Source organism: Cysteiniphilum marinum (assembly GCF_014857925.1).
GTDB lineage: Bacteria > Pseudomonadota > Gammaproteobacteria > Francisellales > Francisellaceae > Caedibacter > Caedibacter marinus.
This window is the reverse complement of the sequence record NZ_JACYVZ010000001.1, coordinates 206,984-226,694: the sequence shown is the minus strand read 5'-3', so window position 1 is coordinate 226,694 and position 19,711 is coordinate 206,984. Positions and strand designations below refer to the sequence as shown.

Here is a 19,711-nt window from a genome sequence, read left to right as displayed (position 1 = left end):
TCACCTATTTATCACTTTCACCAAAGACGCCACCTCGAATAAGCATTGCTACGACATAATGCTCATCTTCAGACTTTAATTTAGCTCCACGCGCCCAGCTATCAAAAAAAGTATAAAAATCTTGCTTATCCTTTGGTGTGCGAAACGCTTTTCCTAAATTAGTTACTGCGCCATATGGTTCAATGGCAATGGGACCGGCAGAGGTTAAAGGATCATTGAAATCAGAATACCATGTGTCAATTGTTCTTAAGGCATTGCCAATTTTTTGTGAATGCATTGCAGCGACATCACTTACTGCATATAACACTTTGCTTTTAGCACCCTTCCCCTTGTCCAACACAAGCTCTTCACTTGGATAAACATCCTGAGATTTACCAACCTTAGCATAACAATCTATTTCTAGCATGAGAAAGTCACCTTCACTTGCAAGCGCGCATGCAATCTCGGTTGCCAATTCATTTATCCCAGTATCACTATAAGACATATCGCGTATATTATATTTATGCGCATCGAAACACCAATTTCTTTGCCCCTCTTTGGTTAATGCTTTTACTTGAACTTCTATAGATTCTGCTCCAAACCTATTTCTCCATAAAAATCGCCCATTGGCAATATTCAGCACATATCGCTTTGCCACTTCATTGCACCCTTCACGCTCAATATAAGACCTTATAGCTTGCTCATAGGTTTGTTTAAAATTTGCATTATTACAAGCTGAAGGCTGATGAAGCCCTCCTAACACTTTTAGTGTGAAATGAATTTTCAATGTATCGTGATATGGCGCTAATGCACAAGCATCAACTGTTTGTAAATTAGGCTTTTCCACTTCACTATTAAGCTTAGCCGGATCCTTTTGTATCGCTGGCTTTAACCGGTTTGAAATGGTCCCTCTTACCGACTTCTCTTTTAGTTTAAGAGGTTCTGCTGTAGATTGCTTATTGCTCCAAGTAGCCCCATATAAATACCCATCAGATGGTACTAACTTTTTCTCAAATGCTAAGACTGATACCACATCTTTTTCTTTAGCCATAATTATGCTCCTTTTTGTTTTCTGTACTAATTTATTGTAATGAATCAAAAATAAGTTAAGCATTAATCACCCCTTCACCCATGCAGCTTAAGCCGTACAAGCGATCCCACAAGGACAAAGCTATTAGCTGATGCAACTTATTTATACATCATTACGTTACTTACCTAAAATTCATCTTCATCAAACTCTGAATAACCATCAGCTTGAATACTCAAATTTTGCTGCTGACATAAATATAAAGAGTTATCCTCTTGATAATGATAATGCCAAAACAATTGCTCAGCAGTTTCTATTCGATATGCCATTTTAAACTCACCAAGAGTCACAATAGACTCAGCAAATCGATGTTCTACCATCGTATCGCGTTGATTCTTCGCTTGACCCAAATCACTTAAACCCTGAAAACCTACTGAAATGGGTACAATCCAACCAGAACGCATATCATTGTCCAACGCTTTTCTCTTACTCTGCCATGCTATATTCCCATCTTGATCCTTAACACTCTGGTGATGAATTGCTACATAATCAATAATTGCCTCAATAGCGTCTTGAGAATTTTCCATCGCATGACACATCAAATCACGCCTTTCAATTAAAACATAGCCTGGCATTAAATGACGCTTCAGTTGTGCGAGATTACGATGGATAACCAACTGCTCAAATGCAAGAATGTCGCCAGAAGCACACTTAATACCACTGTTAAGAACATTCTTTACTGTTGTGATGAACTCTTGCTCTTGTAACTTTGACACACCCTCATATTGGATTGCCAAGCTTACTTCTAAATGACAACGCGGCTCTTCAATAAATGCAGGCCTTGAACCGTCCTTATCTAATGGATTAGCCGTGCCTATAACAGAATATTCATAATCTCCTACACCTTTGTGGACTTGCAAATTAAACTCGTGTGAAACAATAGAGATACCTCCCAACACTGGATTAAAATTTTCATGCTGCAACTTACGCTGCAAAGCATGCATAAATCCAAGCCATGCCGTCATTGCAGGAAATCCAATGGTAAAGGGGCTTGAAAATGCGTTAGCATTCTGGATTTTTAATCGTGGAATCAATAATGCAGGCTGATTCATCTAAAGTTCTCCTTATTATAAGATACATATTCCAATAAGTGCTGCCACTCAGCATTCCCTAGAGTTATGGGATTTTTAATTTCTTTTCTATAAGCAGCATAAATCCATCGAGTAATCTCTTGGCATAACTCATCAAGCCATTCTTCCTCAATACGCCTTTCCTTATAGGATTCACATAACCAGATCTTTTGATATAGTGGCAATTGAGTTGATTCTTCTTTGAATTGTGAATTTGATACTCTTCTTAACCCTAAAGAACATTGCAAGATATAATCCAAAATATCACTAATCGCATTATCGCGAGCAACTCTTAAATTTTTAAGGGGGATACTACTGTTTGCATGTGTCGTAAAAATATTATGCAGCTTACGCAATGGTTCACGGATATACCAATGACGAATTACACTGCCGAAACAATCACCTCGAGGAAACTGTAGATTTCTTTTTTCAAGCTTAGGTGGAGCTGATACCAACACACGTGCCTTCCCACCAAATTGATTATTAAGAACACTAATATTTTGAGGTTTCGTTCCACCATATGCGATCGTTGCGACATCATAAATTTCAGTCAAAACCTCAGTAGTATGCTTATTTTGACGCTTCAGCTCTCTTAATTCTTTTTGCTTTTCTGAAAATCGCAATGCATCAATGCGGGCTCTTAGCTCATATACCAATGATGAATTAGTTAGTATGGATAGTAAATGGTAATTATCTCCGACAGGAAAATAAACCTGTTTTATTTTTGAACTAGTAACGACTTCATGTGGGCTATTGATAATGGATAGAAAACCATTACGCAATTCATCATAATCCCCATTACTTTGAGTCAAAAGAAATTTACTGATTGCTGAGTCATCTTGTAAATGTTGCAAAAGCGTATTCCCATCTGACATTTTCAACATCAAAAACTTATAAACATCAAGTGCTGCCGCATTACCAAGGGCATCTTGTGCTAGCTCTTTAACATTCCCTGTTCGCAAATAACCATCTGCTTTAAACGTTGCATTTGCAACAATTGAAGATACATAACCATTTTTATTCTTGCGTGCACTAGGGTGACTAAATGTACATGGATGTGTTGAAACATTTATTTGCCCTGCTCTCTTAGCGGCATCAGGAATCCAATTTTCTAATGCGAATTTTTGGACACACTCCAGTTCCAGCGCTTGTTTTTGATCTTCTGCTAATGACTCCTTAATGTTTTTTTTACGCCAATCATTTTTACGATCCTCAAAAAATGCGATTATTGCTGGGTCTAACATTAAACTATCTCCTTTGATCTTTAAATAAACCGAGTTGGTCGTTATATAAATATTTGCATTTATTACTACTTTCGTTTTGCTCTTTTTGCTCTGGAATAACAATTTCACCATAGCGCAATGCTGCAGTATTTAAACTGATATCATCGTATTGTGCTTGCGCTTTCAGTAATTGACCATAGTCACGGACTAACCATAGTCTTTCTTGCTGTTTATTTGTTAAGGAAAAATTATCGATATTATACAAGCGATCAACTTTACTCAACTTATTAGTGTCTTCCAAATACTTTGCTTTTCCTTTCTCTTTCTCAGTAAAGTAAAACTTATTACCATCAAGGCAACGGTATAATAAAAGATTGGGTGCTCCGGCACGAAATCGATTAAATGCTTGGGGTAATGCCGTTAAATACCATGCCTGAGTCAAATATCCTTGTAGAGTTTCAGCCCCTCTTTGATCATAACGTTTTAGCCAATGTGAAGTTACCGCATGCTCTAATTTAGCCAAACCAAAACCGCTAGGTCCTCTTTCATCAATACGTGGAATGGCATCTAGGTTTGTTGCAACAACATCTTGATTGATCAATTTAAATACATCATGCGTTTTGCAAATGGCTTTTCTTTCCTTATTATTAAACATAATCTCGCCATTAAACTCATACCCTGGATTTATAAAATAACAAGTATCTTTTTTATCCCCATCTTTGATTGCCTTCCAGTTATACTGCAAAATACCAATATTTTCATATTCAACTTTTTCATAGCGATGTCTGCGCACTCTTCCTGCTAGTTGTATAATTGAACGATAGGATGATGGCTCAATCACAGCCCAATCAAAATCATGATCCCTTCCGACTTCCTCTACAGGCGTTGCCACCAAAATAAACAGCACATGCTTAATCAGCTTATTTTTAGCAGATAAATAATCTAAATGATTTCTTATAATTTGATTAGCAAAAGCCTCAGGTATATCACCCTTTTTTTCTTTGCGCTTAAGTACTATATCTAGGTGTTTTTCTTGTTCATTCCTCAACAATAACACTTGTCGACTATGATAGGGCATTACCCTAATTTCAACATCATTCATGAATTCATAATCGAGCAAGAACTTTGCTAAATCAACACAGGGTTCAATATTAGCAACACGTACTACACCAAATGAAACATTTAAACCTGAGCTAATATCTGTCTTATGGTTATATCCATGTTTTTTAAGCATATCTTGTACAATAATATTAAAATATTCTTTTCTTTTATCAATCCCACCATTTTTACTAGGAATTACGTCTGATCTTATTAATAAACTTCTACAATCGACGATATTTGCTTTTCGCTTTGGTATTGCCTGAGCTAATTTCTCACCGCGATTATTAATAAACTTTTGGTGATAAAGCGCATATTGCTCATTTGATTTTTTAGATAATAGATCATCAACTTCATCAACTATTGTTTTATATTCATCAATCCATGCGCAACCTATTGCAGAACTTGCGCTGCGCGTTTTTGCAAATAAATTCCACCCTTCACGATAACAATTAAAATAACTTTCTGCCAATGATGGCGGTATTGTTGCTGAAGATAACATAACTTTTCGCCCTAACATACCTGTCAGATGAATTAAGCGCCCAATGGCAATAGCATCTTGTCCTGTGAAGTCATCAACTTCATCGATAACTAAATCTGATGACATCAATCGTAAACTTGGCAAAATATAACGACCACCTTTTACTACTTCTGTGGCAGAGATAATGTGGTCAATGGTACAAGTTAATATTGGAGCATATAAAAACTTTCGATCCTTCTCTTTCTGTAAAACAGTCTTGAGTTGATCTTCTTCAATCGTTATGTCATAGATAATTTTATCATCTGCAGATAGCAAGCTTTCCTGTGATGATGATCCAGTGTGAGATTTGATGTCATCCATCTTTTGATTGGTATCGTTATTTGCCTGTTGGTACAAGCTCATAATAGCTTTAGAGCCAATTAAAACAGCTAAATCACTATCATCTCCTTTGTGAAAAATACGCTTTTTATATTCATCACCTGTTTGTAAAGTTAACGTTCTTAACCCTAATGCCAAAATATAACGAAGCATGTCATTATTTTTTGACAAGGCCAACATAACCTTAGCATTAGCAAGCGTTTTACCACAACCTGTGCTTGCCATATTAATCGCAAAAAAACCTTTCTTTTTGTCATTATTGCCAACAACCCAATTACGCACACCTACTACTGCTTTATCCTGCCATGCATACCTATCTGGGCTTTTCTTTCTTAGCTCATTAACATTATCAGTGAAGGGCAGTTCACGCTCAAATCTGGGCAATGAGGACACATTTTTTTTCGTTTGCTCATAGACACCCAATAAATGTTGATCTAACGCTTGCTTTGGTGTTCGATCATCTTGAGTATTTGCAATTAACTCTCTGCTACCATGCCAATTTCCTGACTCAGTGAGCGTTAAAGATGAATAATAATGATCACCTAGCATTAAGCACAAGCGTGCATGATATAACACAACCCTTTCACTGCCTTCTTTAAAGACTTGCTCAACAGTATTTAATTGCCCTATTAGTTTTTTAGCCCAACGTTGCAATGCAGCTTGCCATTTTTTTGATGTAAGCATTAGCCCTTTTGGAAAACTTAAACAATCCCCTAAAGTATCAAGTGCACTGAGATTCTCATACCCCCACTCTTTCTCAATATAAGATAAGACGTCATCTATAGTAGTTTCTTGTATTAATGCCCAATCTTGATCAAGCTTTTTTTTGCTTAAAGAAGGCAACGGCAGTTTATGATGCGTTAGTACCAGCCAAAGTATCAGCTTGGCAGTCACAGGCAAGTTACTTAATGGTCTACTGATATCCTTAAGGTCAGTACTTAATATATTTCTCTCATCAAGTTCACCATTAGCAAAAATACTTAGCCACCTCTTATCATTCTTCCCATCAACAGAATTAATCACTGCCCTTAACAATAGACAAGATAACCATTCATGCCGAAGCGCATCACCCGGCTTCCCACTATAATCTTGAGCTATTTTCTTTTGAAATCGCGCATTAGCTTTTCCCCAATCATGCAATAATGCCGCAAAACTAGCTAATGATTGTATTAATGGCAAAAAATGCCAATCCTGCAAATCATCTCTATAATTTAATTTTTTTGCCGTACTATTAACCGCAACCATCCCCTGATGATTAAATTTATCGGTATTGCCCACTGTCCATAACAATTCAACTCTTGAGCGCGAAACAATTCGATGACAACTGATTGAAGTATTTTTAGTTGCTGTTTTACGTAACAGCTTCTTAACCGCCAACAATCCCTCTTCTGTGATTGGCGTCTGCCAAGTTCTTGCGCCAATGCGATTAGCAAAAGCATCAAGCACTCGCGCTGTTCGTGCAATGGCTTTTTTCTGACATTCACTAATAAAGGTGACTATCACAGTTCCTCCAATGATTCATTCATTTAACTTAGTGTATTTTTTACTCAACCACTTACTAGTAATAACACCTTCATCTTTTATGTTTAGATTACATAACCTATGCGACAAATAATGTATCATGCTGTGTTTTTTTATAAAATTTTGCTGTGATCATATAATGCAACCTCTTTAACGCATTCAAACATATAATCAAGCGCCTTATGATCTGTAAATTTATTGATGCAGATTCCCCTAAACTCTTGCTCAGTCATCCCTTCTTTAGCACTGATAAATGCCATTGGCAATACAATTGCGTCTTTAACCAAATCAGCCACATCAAAAACCAAAGCACCTCTTCTTGTCTTACCGTGCATCACTGCAAAACCATGAGGAATACCTAACACCCACAGAGTAGTTGCTGCCAATCCATAAGCTAAATAATTCCCATGATTTAAAAAGCTATTAGCTAAGTCACCGGCGATATTACGATCACGTTTAAAAGACTCAATATCGGCTAAGCCTGCGGCCTGTTTATACAATAGCTTAGTGAAATGTGCTTTGATGCTAAATAAACTTTGAATGTCTTTAGCTGCTTGAATTTGCTCCTCAACTTTGCCAACTTCAGCTAATAGCACCTTTGACGAAAAACCAAATCCAGAGATCTCAACATCATCTTGCCATATTCTTCTTATAAACTCACAGCGCATTTTTTGAAAAGTGATTGCTGCTTGTAAACGCTTTTTATCATCAAACCAAAATCCCAACCAACTTTGTACATATTCTGTGGGGCGATATTCACTTTGTGGCGTTAACCACTCTACTTCATTTGCCATTAATAATGGCGTCCCTCCACCACCACAAAAACCAACTAAAACACCAGCCGAAGCAAGCATACGTATTGCAGCCTGAGTAATTGAAGTCCCTGTCCCTAAAAGAATTACAGTGGTATTAGCAATTGGAATATTCCAATATTGATTCTCTTTTGCCGCTTCCGTCAAATACAAAACTCGACCATCTTTTTGCATCACTCGGCAATGTTCTAAATAATATAAATTAGCACGCTTTGACGTTAATATTGCTTTAAGATCGGTTAATGCTTCCATTATGCTCCTTGGTTTAAATTTCCCTATACCCAAAAGCCTTTATATTTGCCCCAAGCATTTATGTCAATAAACAAATCGACCTTAAATTTAAAAAAATTGATGATGAACTTTTTTACCTTACAAATAGACTTTTAAACACGCTAAAACTACAAATTTTTATAGTAAGCCAACGCTTCCTCTCTTGAGGCTTTAAGATCAACAACCGGATAAGGATAATCTTCACCAAGAGTGATACCCGCTTGTTTTAAAACATCCTCAGGTGCCAACCACGGTGAGAACAAATACTTATTCGGCAGTTGACTTAATTCAGATAAATAGCGACGAATATACTCACCATCGCCATCAAACTTTTGCCCTTGAGTAACTGGATTAAAGATGCGAAAAAAAGGTGCAGCATCAGCACCACTTCCTGCCACCCATTGCCAATTGGCACTGTTATTGGCTAAATCGGCATCAACTAAGCAATCCCAAAACCATTTAGCACCATGGCGCCAGTGAATATGACAGTTTTTTGTTAGAAATGACGCAACAATCATTCTGACACGATTATGCATAAACCCCGTTTGCCATAGCTCACGCATTCCCGCATCGACAATTGGAATACCTGTTTGACCCTGTTGCCATGCGATTAATAATCTCTGATTATCTTGCCATGGGTAATGATCAAACTTTTGCTGCCAATTGTGATCACTTAATTGTGGATAATGATAGAGCAATGCATAATTAAACTCACGCCATATAATCTCTGATAAATAGGTCTGTTTATTATCGTTATCGCATTTTCTCTGACGCACTTTATCCCAGATAACATGTGGCGATATTTGCCCAAAATGTAAAAACGGTGCAAGCTTAGATGTTGCGTTTAAGCTTGGGATATTACGATTATGCTGATAATCATGTAAATGATGCTCAACAAAGGTTGCTAAATAATCATACGCTGCCTTCTCACTGATTTGCCAATGTGATAATACCTTCTCTGACCATTCATGCTGAGGTAATAAACTCAAATCAGCTAAACTGCTATTACTTGCTTGAACTTCAGTTAAGCAGTTTTGTATATCTTTAATCTCATCTAATGGTGCTCTTGGTGGCATGACTTGCAGTGCTTGGCGCTTAAATGCACTAAAGACTTTGTAAGGCTCACCATCACTCTTTAATACCTCCCACGGCTCCCATAATAAACTACCATTAAAACTATGCACATCTATCGCATCTGCTTTCAATTGCGCTTTAATATGTTTATCTCGCGTGACTTGCCATGGTGTATACAAGCGATTCCAAAATACCTGCTTAATATCATAGCGTTTGATAAGCTCGATAATAATCTGACAAGGGTCACCTATAAAAAATTGTAATCTATGATGAAGTGTCTGGTTTAAGGATTGCAATGCATAATGAAGCCATGCTTTAGTCGCTGCACCCATTTGCCAATCTTGTGCAGCATTATCATCAAGAATATAAATCGGCAGAACCACACCACTTTTGAGTGCTGCATTAAGCGCTGGATTGTCGATAATTCTTAAATCTTGGCGAAACCAAAGAAGAACTTCTGGTTTTTGCAGCATCATCGATATTACTCACCAATAATGCTTTTCAACATCTCAATATGCTCATCACAATCATTCAAGCACGGAATAACGGCATAATGCTGACCACCGGCATTTAAGAATGTCTCACATTCCGTCTCTTTTAACTCCTCCAACGTTTCCAAGCAATCAGAGGCAAAACCTGGCGCCATTACTAGCACATTTTTTTTGCCCGCTTTGGCGAGATTTGCCAACACATCTGTTGTATATGGTTTAAGCCATTCTTTCGGTCCAAAGCGAGATTGGAAAGATAGTTGAATATCTAGCTTTGTTTCACTCAGTGCACTTTTAAGGAGCTCAAAGGTTTGTAAGCAATGCGCTTGATACGGATCACCCTTTTGCACACACTCCAGTGGAATACCATGAAATGATAGTAACAGCACATCTGGCGTGAAATCGGTTGTCTCCAGATAACTTAAAACACTGTGTTTTAATGCCTCAACATAAGCAGGATGCTGATAGTAAGGAGCAATACCGACAATATTAGGTTGATAACGCATTGTTTGCAGCACACGAAAAACCTCATCATATACAGACGCCGTTGTTGTGGCTGAGTACTGCGGATAAAGTGGCACAATAGTAATTTCAGTAACACCTTGAATACTCAACGCCTCAATCTTTGCTTTAATCGATGGCTCACCATAGCGCATTGCAAAATCAACGATCACCTCATTATCTAGCTTATCGGCGAGTTTACGTGCTTGAGCTTGTGTGTAATACATCAAAGGTGATAATTGTTTATCTTCAAACCAGATACTTTGATAAAGCTTAGCGGTTTTAGGAGAACGAAATGGCAAAATAAACAAACGCAAAATGGGTTGCCAAATGAATGAAGATGCTTCAATCACACGCCGATCAGACAAAAATTCTTTAAGATATTTACGCACATCTTTGACTTGATATGAGTCAGGCGTTCCTAAATTAACCAATAGTATTGCTTTTTTAGCGTTACTTATTGTCTTTCCTTTATTGCTCATCTTCTTTATCTCATCCATTTTATCTGCATTATGAATTGCTCAACCAACACAAGGCTAATTAGCCATTTACAAGGTGTTTATTTACTAAGGTTATACACTTCTATTCACAGCCACCAACTGTTATTTCATCAATCTTTAAACTGGCTTGCCCAACACCGACAGGTACAGACTGTCCATCCTTGCCGCAAACGCCAATGCCTTTATCCAAAGCAAAGTCACTACCCACCATCGAGATTTTTTGCATCACTTCCGGACCGTGGCCAATCAAAGATGCACCCTTGACTGGATGCATAATTTTACCATTTTTGATCAAATATGCCTGATCCATTACAAATACAAATTGCCCTGAAGTAATATCCACTTGTCCACCATTAAAGTGAGTCGCATAGATACCATAGTCAATACTTTGGATCATATCCTCAAGCGTATCCTCACCTGGCAACATATAGGTATTGGTCATTCTAGGCAATGGTAAATGCGCATAAGATTGTCTTCTGCCATTACCTGTTGCTGATACGCCAAAGGCTTTCGCTGAAATTCGATCATGCATATAACCTTTTAAAATACCGTTTTCAATCAACACCGTTTTCTGAGTTGGAGTGCCTTCATCATCAAAATTAAGTGAGCCTCGACGATTGGCAATACAGCCTTCATCAATTACCGTGCATTTCTCGGAGGCAACTTTCTGCCCAATTTTTCCTGAGAAATGCGAGCTTTTTTTGCGATTGAAATCGCCTTCCAAACCATGCCCTACCGCTTCATGTAAAAGTACTGCCGGCCAACCTGATCCAAGCACCACTGGCATTTTACCACTAGGGGCGGGCTTTGCCTGAAGATTAGTTTTAGCGCCCTTATACGCTTCATCAACATAAGACTTCCATAAGTTATGCTCAGTGAAGTAATGATAGTCATAGCGTCCACCGCCACCGGCTGAAAAGCTTTCACGTTTTTGACTGTTTTGGCTTTTACCATCAACCATAATCAAGCTAACATTCATACGCACCAACGGTCTTACATCCATCACACACAAATCATCGGTATTTAAGATCAATACCATCTCCATGTTTGAGGCAATGGAAACGGTGACTTGCTCGATATTACTATCTAATGATTTAGCATAAGCATCAATTTGATGAAGCAGTGCAATTTTATCTTCCGCAGGCATGCTATCCAATGGGGACAATGCTGGATAATGGCGAATGATGTGTGGTGTGTTAAGTTTTTCAACCTTATAGGGATTAGTACTGTCTTTTAATAAATAAAGTGCGGTTTTAATGAGTTTCTCAATGGTGTTCAGATGCAAATCATCGGCATAAGCAAAGCCTGTCTCGCCATCAAATACGGCTCTCACACCAATGCCTTGCTCAATACCAAAACTGCCATGTTTAACAACGCCATCATCGAGCATCCAGCTCTCAGAAATAATCTTTTGCAAATACAAATCACCAAAATCAATTCGCTTTTGGCTTAATAAGTTCAATAAGCCTTTTAATTTTTCCAAACTTAAATCAAACGGCTGTAATAACTGTTCATTAATAATATTGTAATATTGATCCTGCATTTTCTTCCTAAATTATTCAAATATACTGATATCACCACTGCCAACACGCAATATTTCGACAGGGACTTCGGTCATATCAATAACCGTTGTTGGTTCATAACCACAATAATCCGACTCAAGAATATAATCAATCATCTGCGCACAGGACTCATTGGCAAAGTCTTCACTATACACAAGTGCATTATCCTGATCTGGCAAGATAAAGGTGGTACTTAATAGCGGTTCGCCTAAAGCCTCGCTTAGCATCAAAGGCACTGGATGATCTGGCACACGAATACCAACGGTTTTTTTGCTTTTGTTTAACATTAACCCCGGCACTTTACTCGTTGCCTGCAAGATAAAGGTGTATCCTCCAGGCGTTGCTCTTTTGAGCAAACGATAAGCACTATTATCGACCTTGGCATATTGCGAAATCTCAGATAAATCACGACAAATAATCGTGAAATTATGTTTATCATTCAAATCACGAATCTTTTTTATTTGCTGCAACGGTTTTTTCAAGCCCATCTTGCATCCTAATGCATAGCCTGAGTCTGTCGGATAAGCAATCACCTTGCCATCTTTTAAGGCATTAACAATTTCTGCTAAGACTGCCTTATTCGATGAGTAAGGATTTATTTCAATGTATTGGCTCATAGCAGCTTCTTACTTTATACTGGTCGCGAAAATTTGTGCTAAGTGTACCACTAACCCTCTCTGGAGAGAATATGAAGAAACTGCTTTTTGACTTTTTCCCTATTATCATCTTTTTTGTCGTCTATAAAATGTATAACATCTATACTGCAACGGTGGCACTCATCATCGCCACGGCAATTCAGCTAACCTATGAAATTATCCGCTATCGCAAAGTGTCGATGATGCATGTTGTGACTTTTGTCTTGGTGCTAATCTTGGGAGGTGCTACTGTTTACTTCCATGATGAAGCATTGATCAAATGGAAAGTCACCATTGTCAATTGGCTATTTGGTGTGATTTTTATCTTCTCAACCTATTTAATGAAAAAGCCTATCATTCAACGCCTGATGGAAGAAAGCATTGAATTGCCACAAAAAATCTGGAAACGCCTTAATAATATCTGGGGTATATTTTTCTTGTTTTTAGGCGCGATTAATCTCGTTGTTGTTTATAATTTCTCAACAGATATCTGGGTCGACTTCAAACTCTTTGGTATGCTTGGGATTACTTTTGTCTTTGTTATTGGTCAAGGTATTTTTCTTGCCAAGCATATTGATCATAAAAAATAATCGCTCTTAAATTACGCACATAGCTCTATCAAAAAACTCTCAATAGCTAGCTGCTTGTTGACATTATAATGCTTACCCTCATAGGCTTTAAGCTTTAGTAGCCGCTGATAAAAACCATATAACGCAATATGATCATAGCGTTTAATCAATCCCTCTAATAACGCCTTTTGCTCTTGTGTTGGCATGGTTTGTGATAAACCCAAACGATAATAATAAGCATCGATCAGTAAACTGGTTAACCAATAAATCGCATCTTGATAATAGGCATTGATATCAATGCTTAATGCTAAGGGCGATAACTGTCCTTGAATGACTTGTATTAGCTCTTTGCGTAATTGCCAGAAACTCTTATCTGTCTTAATGCGATCAATCACCCGAAGATCCGCCTTACTAATCGCTAATGCTTTGGCAATATCCTCATCCTTCATTTGATACTTTTGTGTCAGATAAGCTTTCTTTTGTTCCAATGTTAACGCCAGATCAAACACTTGAACACGCGATCGCAATGTAGGCATGATCCACTGCAATTGATTGGTTGTCATCAGAAAATAAGTATTCTCTGGCGGCTCTTCCAAGCTCTTTAATAATGCATTGGCAGCAGATGTATTTAAGGCTTCCAATGGGCATAGGACAATCACCTTAGCTTTAGCACCATGGCTTGTTAGATAGATACCTTCTAATAGATTTTTGATCTGATCAATCTTGATTTGTCCATCATCTGCTTTGAGATAAAAAACATCCGCAGCTGTCGCCAGATCATCTACAATATCATGCCCTAATAAAACCGCCGTGAGTTTAGTCAGTAACGACTCAAGTGGCAAATGATCAATATTATTCAGCAAAATTCCGTGTGCTAAACGATTTTGCGCTAATGATGCTTTGATTTGCTCAATAAAATCAGCATGAAAAACACTTATATCAATATCAGACATCTATTGGCACTCATGGTCCAACGCGTTGAAAGACTTTCAATACACTGTGACACATACTCGAGAGTTTTGATTTTTTTGTTTTGTATTCGATATGGAACAACTTTAATGATCCTGATCGGTATTTATCCAATAGATAAGCATCACTTGTTTTAAGCACATCAACTAGATTAAGTTCCAAAGCAGACTGTCCAAACCAGTACTCACCTGTTGCCACTTTCTCAATATCCAAGTTCGGTCTAAAGTGAGCAATATGCTCTTTAAAAAGCTTATGTACCACCTCAAGCTCTTCTTTAAATTTCTCACGCCCCTCGTCGGTATTCTCACCCAACATTGTCAAAGTACGTTTGTATTTACCCGCAGTATGGAGCTCAACATCAACTCCCTTATCTGTTAGCAACCGATGGATATTTGGCAATTGTGCCACGACACCAATCGAGCCCACAATGGCAAAAGGTGAAGCAATAATCGTATCAGCAACTGATGCCATCATATAGCCACCACTGGCGGCAACCTGGTCAATCACTGCGGTTAGCTTCAGATTAGCCGCTTTGATGCGTGCTAATTGCGCGGCAGCCAAACCGTAACCATTAACTGCCCCTCCTGGACTTTCTAAGCGGATAACCACTTCATCATTTTTATTGGCAATCTGTAAAATAGCATTGACTTCTTCTGCCAAAGCTTCACTTTGCGAGGCTTTGATATCACCCTTAAAATCAATGACAAAAACATTACTCAAATCATCATGCTGCGCTTTGTGTGCAAGCTTTAGCTTTTCTTGATTTGCCTTATGCATTTTTTTAAATGCTGATTTATTCAGCACTTCATGCGCTAACTGCTCTTGGCGTTGTTGATAGGCTTCATTTAATGACTTAACAACGAGCTGCCCTTTTTTGTTACCTGCCTTACCCTTTAGTGACAAAGCCAAGATAAACCCAAAGGCAATCACAATAGCAATAACAATCGTTGCTGCCTCAAGCACGAAAAACAAATAATTAATGGCATGGTCTGCCCACATACGATGAACTCCTAGTGACGACGGTAAACTTTCTTAACCTGTTTTGGCAAGGTGCGTTGAAATGACTCACGCGCGAAAATACGCTCGGCATATTTGGTGATATCCCCTAATGACTCATCCAAAGGAATGCCTTGCGCTGGTAATGCATGCAACAATGCCGCCAATGAGCAATCTGCTAAAGTCATTGAATCTGACATAAAAAATTCATTCTCTGAAAAGATCGGTTCAATAGCTCTAAAGCTATCAACCAATGCTACTTTAGCTTCTTCAACTTTTTTCTGATCCGTGCCACACAAAATAAAGTTAAGCAATGAATACCACTCGCGATCAATTCGTGTCATCGCTAGACGTGTACGTGCACGCTCAACCGGATAGTTTGGCAACAGTGAAGGTGCCGGATAACGCTCATCAATATAAAGCATCACCACCTCAGGATCATAAATGACATAGTCACGCTCTTTTAAAATCGGTAACGTTCCTTCAGGGTTTAATTCTAAAATCATTTCTTTATCAATGACCTCATCTAACTCAACCACCTTGAAACTCATACGTTTTTCTTCCAAGGCAATGCGTGCGCTATGCGAATACGGGCAATCTTTTTTTATAAAAAGTGTGATATACATGAAACAGTTATTATCTATAAAACAAAATGATAGACAATGGTAAATGGTTTGCCCTAGTTGGTCAATTGCTTCAATTTGAAATTCCTAAATTACATGACATTTTAATCCAAAAGTATTAAGATGCGCCCGTTTGTCTAAATTCAACCACAAGAAATTAAAAGAAACTAAAGAGGGAGTCTGCACACGATGCTAAAAATTTTACACTTTTTACTCGCATTGATCATTCTTGCTGTGATCCTATATCTCACAAGCATGAATCGTAAAAACATTAAAGCACGATTTATTATTCAACTGATTATTATTGAAATTATTGTCGCTTATTTCTTATTAAAATCGGCTGTTGGCGCTGACATTATCAGCGTCATTTCAAGTGGGTTTGATCATGTTATGCAATACGCGATGGAAGGAACCAAGTTTGTCTTTGGTTCGGTCGTACCTAAAAATTTCGTCTTTTTCTTTAATGTATTAATGCCAATTGTTTTGGTGTCAGCTTTAATTGGTATCTTGCAATACCTTAAAATCTTACCACTTATTATCCGTGGTGGCGGTTGGCTTTTATCCAAAATCAACGGCATGGGCAAACTTGAATCTTTCAATGCCTTAAGCTCACTGATCTTGGGACAGTCTGAAAACTTTATTGCTTATAAGAATATTCTATCTGAGATTTCAGAGCGCAGAATGTACACGATGGCAGCCACGGCAATGTCAACCGTGTCTCTAGGTATAGTTGGCTCATATATGCAAATCCTAGATTCTAAATACATCATTGCTGCTTTGATTTTAAATATGCTGAGCACCTTTATTGTTTTGCATATCATCAACCCATATGACTATTCAAAAGAGCAGAGCTTTGAAGATATGAGCTTGCATGCTGATAAAAAGCAAGCTTTCTTTGAGATGCTTAGCGAGTATATTCTTGATGGTTTCAAAGTCGCTATTATTGTTGGTGCGATGCTTATCGGCTTTATCGCATTATTGGCAATGTTAAATGGTATCTTTAACGGCATCTTTGGTATTAGTTTCCAAACCCTTTTAGGCTATGTGTTCTCGCCAATTGCATGGCTTCTTGGCATTCCAGGCAATGAGATCGTTCAAGCCGGTGGCATTATGGCAACTAAGCTTGTTTCTAATGAGTTTGTTGCGATGTTGTCATTAAAAGATCAATTGACACACTTCTCAACACATAGCGTTGCAATTATCTCGATCTTCTTAGTGTCCTTTGCGAACTTTGGCTCGATTGGTATTATCGTCGGCTCCGTTGCTGCCTTAAATGGCGAGCGTGCTAAATTTGTCTCACGCCACGGCTGGCGCTTAGTCTTTGGCGCTACTATGGTGAGTTTCTTGTCAGCGTTGATTGCTGGGTTGGTTATCTAAGTTTAGAGTATTTAAAAAATCAAAAGTCTTTATTGTCACATCCAACTCTATGGTTGCTTTCCAAGCCACTGGTTATTATTCTAATCTAGAAATAACAGTACGCAGAGTGGAGAACATGGCGTCATGAAAACTATTTTAATTATATCTGGAAGCAGTAGCAAAAATTCAATAAATAAACAACTAGCACTTATTGCAGAAAAGCATTTATCTAATGTTTGCCATACTGACTTTGTTGACCTCAGAAATTATTGCCTCCCGCTGTATAGCATCGATATAGAAAATGATATTGGTATTCCAAATGATGCAAAACTACTCAAAAGCAAGATAAACACATGTGATGCCATTCTCATAGCCTGTCCAGAACATAATGGCTTACCGCCTACAATCTTTAAAAATGCCATTGATTGGATCTCCAGAATTGAGGGAAAAATACTTAGCGACAAACCCATTACATTATTTAGCACATCTCCAGGTAAAAATGGCGGAAAGACCTCCTTATCAACCTTATTAAGTCTTATTCCTTGGTGGGGTGGCAAATTAGTTAGCTCTTTTAGTTTAGAATCTTTCTATGACAACTTCAGTAAAGATGAAAACAAAATTATGGATAATAAAAAGCATCTTGATTTAATCAACTCCATTAATTTGCTTCATAAAGCAGTAGCCAACTAAAGGTATTAAATAAACATTTTAGATTTCCAAACGCTATTAGCACATCCTAAAACATAAATAAACGAATCAACACAAATCCAAGAACGGCTCCTGCTAGGGGTGCCAATATCGGTACCCATGCATAGCTCCAGTCACTTGAGCCTTTGCCTTTAATGGGTAATAAAGCATGTGCAATTCTGGGACCTAAGTCACGTGCCGGATTAATCGCATAACCTGTAGGACCGCCCAAAGATAAACCAATGCCCCAAATGGCAAAACCAAAGACATAAGGCAAAGAGCCATTGGCAAAGGGTAATTGATTACCATAGCTAATTAAGGCACCGACAAATACAATTAACAAGGTTGTTGCAATCAATTCAGTGACAAAATTGCTGCCCTTATGACGCATTGCCGGATAAGTTGAAAACACCATCAACTTAAAATGCGCATTATCGGTATATTGCCAATGCGGATAATAGGCAAGCCACACAAGGACTGCTCCTAAAAAGCAACCAATCACTTGTGCAATCCATAATAATAAAACTTCACCAAAGGAAGGATAAACGCCTCCTAATAGATACTTGGCTAAAGTGACCGCAGGATTAATATCGGCTTGTGGTGAGCCTGCAGCTTGAGCGACAAACACGCCCATCATAACCGCAAAACCCCAACCTGCAGTAATCACAATCCAACCACTGTTTTCTGCTTTGGATTGTTTTAATAAAACGCCTGCAACAACACCTCCACCTAAGAGTATCAATACAAGGCAGCCAAGCAATTCTCCAAAAAAAGCACTATGTAACATAAATCATCCTCCTGTTATTTTCTTGCAGAATAATAGTAAAGTAACGAATCAAAAATAAGTTGAGTGTCTATTACCCCCTCACCTGTGCAGCTTTAGCCGCACGAGCAATCCCACAAGGGGAGAGGTATTAGCTGTTGCAACTTATTTATACATCACCACAAAACTAATCTGCGGCGCCTAATATATCACAGATATTTTTGACACCCGTTAATATTTGTGGAGAAAACTGTGAGATTCCGTTAGATGACAACTGAAAAACGTGTTTATTTTTTACAGCGAATAAATCTTGCCAACGCTGCCACATCAATGTTTGGTCAATATGCCATTTAGTGATATTCGATAACATGATGATTACATTAGGATTGCGCTCGATAATCGCATTGATATTTGTTTGGAAACTTACGTTATCGATATCTTTAAATACATTCACACCGCCACATTGCGTGACAATATCATTTAAAATCCCGCTACCTCCGGCAACAAAAATCGGTTGTGTTGCTAATTGCAACAACACGCTTGGTTTATGATGATTAATAATTGATGCTGTAGCCTTGTGTTTAATGATTGCCTCAAGTTGTGTTAAAAAACTTTTTTGTAATGCAATCCCTGCTGTTTTTAATTGGATACTTGCACCAATATCGGCAAATGACGTTGCTAATGATTTAAGGTCTTCGGCATTAAAAACAGTCACTTTAATGCCAAAGCGTTTGAGCAAAGCAATCACTTGCGGTTGCGTTTGCCCCGCCCACGTAATCACTAAATCAGGTGATAAGCTAATAATCTTCTCAACATTAAGCGCTTGAAAGGATCCAATATTCTGGTAGTTTTCATAATATTTAGGCTGTCCGGCATAATAAATGCTACCGATAAGTTTGGTATTAACCTGATCCTTGGCACTTTCTTTTGCTGCTAGTTCAATAACATCATGAATAATTGCTGTGGTATTGGGTGACAGTGAGATAACTGTAAAGACTTTAGTTGTATTGGCATATAGTGATTGCAATGGTAATAAAACAAAAATAGCAAATAATAAAAAAAGCAAACA

17 protein-coding genes are annotated in these 19,711 nt (G+C 38.0%); 3 read left to right on the top strand and 14 right to left on the bottom strand.

Annotated features, from left to right (window positions below; genetic code table 11):
- Positions 1-4 precede the first annotated feature (4 nt).
- The 9 genes from csy3 to IE867_RS00955 form a co-directional block, all read right to left on the bottom strand.
- Positions 5-1,030 carry a type I-F CRISPR-associated protein Csy3 gene (csy3, locus tag IE867_RS00995; RefSeq protein ID WP_192482907.1) on the bottom strand — a complete coding sequence of 342 codons (1,026 nt, stop codon included), beginning with the start codon at positions 1,028-1,030 and terminating at the stop codon, positions 5-7.
- A 164-nt stretch (positions 1,031-1,194) separates the two neighbouring features.
- On the bottom strand, positions 1,195-2,118 hold the full coding sequence (csy2, locus tag IE867_RS00990) for a type I-F CRISPR-associated protein Csy2 (RefSeq protein WP_192482906.1): 924 nt from the start codon (positions 2,116-2,118) through the stop codon (positions 1,195-1,197).
- Positions 2,115-3,380, bottom strand: a complete 1,266-nt coding sequence (gene csy1, locus IE867_RS00985; protein WP_192482905.1) for a type I-F CRISPR-associated protein Csy1 — start codon at positions 3,378-3,380, stop codon at positions 2,115-2,117. Before csy1 ends, csy2 begins: the two co-directional genes overlap by 4 nt.
- A 4-nt stretch (positions 3,381-3,384) precedes the next feature.
- Positions 3,385-6,819, bottom strand: coding sequence for a type I-F CRISPR-associated helicase Cas3f (gene cas3f, locus IE867_RS00980; RefSeq protein WP_192482904.1), 3,435 nt, complete (start codon positions 6,817-6,819; stop codon positions 3,385-3,387).
- Between the two features lie 131 nt (positions 6,820-6,950).
- On the bottom strand, positions 6,951-7,901 hold the full coding sequence (gene cas1f, locus IE867_RS00975; RefSeq protein WP_192482903.1) for a type I-F CRISPR-associated endonuclease Cas1f: 951 nt from the start codon (positions 7,899-7,901) through the stop codon (positions 6,951-6,953).
- A 146-nt stretch (positions 7,902-8,047) separates the two neighbouring features.
- Entirely contained in the window at positions 8,048-9,469 is a 1,422-nt protein-coding gene (locus tag IE867_RS00970) for a cryptochrome/photolyase family protein (RefSeq protein WP_203249597.1), read from the bottom strand.
- A 5-nt stretch (positions 9,470-9,474) separates the two neighbouring features.
- Positions 9,475-10,473 (bottom strand): ferrochelatase, encoded by a 999-nt coding sequence (gene hemH / locus IE867_RS00965; RefSeq protein WP_404826245.1) that lies wholly within the window; start codon positions 10,471-10,473, stop codon positions 9,475-9,477.
- 91 nt (positions 10,474-10,564) lie between these two features.
- Entirely contained in the window at positions 10,565-12,025 is a 1,461-nt protein-coding gene (gene tldD / locus IE867_RS00960; protein ID WP_192482902.1) for a metalloprotease TldD, read from the bottom strand.
- A 12-nt stretch (positions 12,026-12,037) separates the two neighbouring features.
- On the bottom strand, positions 12,038-12,661 hold the full coding sequence (locus tag IE867_RS00955; protein WP_192482901.1) for an L-threonylcarbamoyladenylate synthase: 624 nt from the start codon (positions 12,659-12,661) through the stop codon (positions 12,038-12,040).
- Between the two features lie 71 nt (positions 12,662-12,732).
- Between IE867_RS00955 and IE867_RS00950 the strand changes: the two genes are divergently transcribed.
- A complete protein-coding gene (locus IE867_RS00950) occupies positions 12,733-13,269 on the top strand; it encodes a septation protein A (protein ID WP_192482900.1) in 537 nt (178 codons plus the stop codon).
- An 11-nt stretch (positions 13,270-13,280) separates the two neighbouring features.
- On the opposite strand, the gene IE867_RS00945 is transcribed toward IE867_RS00950, so the two are convergent.
- The 3 genes from IE867_RS00945 to IE867_RS00935 are packed head-to-tail and all read right to left on the bottom strand — an operon-like array spanning position 13,281 to position 15,839.
- A complete protein-coding gene (locus IE867_RS00945; protein WP_192482899.1) occupies positions 13,281-14,201 on the bottom strand; it encodes a DNA polymerase III subunit delta' C-terminal domain-containing protein in 921 nt (306 codons plus the stop codon).
- A 10-nt stretch (positions 14,202-14,211) separates the two neighbouring features.
- Positions 14,212-15,216, bottom strand: a complete 1,005-nt coding sequence (gene sohB, locus IE867_RS00940) for a protease SohB (RefSeq protein WP_192482898.1) — start codon at positions 15,214-15,216, stop codon at positions 14,212-14,214.
- An 11-nt stretch (positions 15,217-15,227) separates the two neighbouring features.
- A complete protein-coding gene (locus IE867_RS00935; RefSeq protein WP_192482897.1) occupies positions 15,228-15,839 on the bottom strand; it encodes a glutathione S-transferase N-terminal domain-containing protein in 612 nt (203 codons plus the stop codon).
- Positions 15,840-16,025: 186 nt separating this feature from the next.
- Between IE867_RS00935 and IE867_RS00930 the strand changes: the two genes are divergently transcribed.
- On the top strand, positions 16,026-17,213 hold the full coding sequence (locus IE867_RS00930) for a NupC/NupG family nucleoside CNT transporter (protein ID WP_192482896.1): 1,188 nt from the start codon (positions 16,026-16,028) through the stop codon (positions 17,211-17,213).
- A gap of 123 nt (positions 17,214-17,336) precedes the next feature.
- The gene (locus IE867_RS00925; RefSeq protein ID WP_192482895.1) at positions 17,337-17,882 is read left to right on the top strand and encodes an NAD(P)H-dependent oxidoreductase; all 546 of its coding nucleotides are present in this window, start codon (positions 17,337-17,339) and stop codon (positions 17,880-17,882) included.
- A 46-nt stretch (positions 17,883-17,928) separates the two neighbouring features.
- Here the strand turns inward: IE867_RS00925 and IE867_RS00920 are convergent, their stop codons facing one another.
- Together IE867_RS00920 and IE867_RS00915 are read right to left on the bottom strand one after the other, a co-directional pair.
- Complete coding sequence (locus IE867_RS00920; RefSeq protein WP_192482894.1) at positions 17,929-18,666, bottom strand: MIP/aquaporin family protein; 738 nt, start codon at positions 18,664-18,666, stop codon at positions 17,929-17,931.
- A gap of 163 nt (positions 18,667-18,829) precedes the next feature.
- Positions 18,830-19,708, bottom strand: coding sequence for an ABC transporter substrate-binding protein (locus tag IE867_RS00915; RefSeq protein ID WP_192482893.1), 879 nt, complete (start codon positions 19,706-19,708; stop codon positions 18,830-18,832).
- Positions 19,709-19,711: the final 3 nt, after the last annotated feature.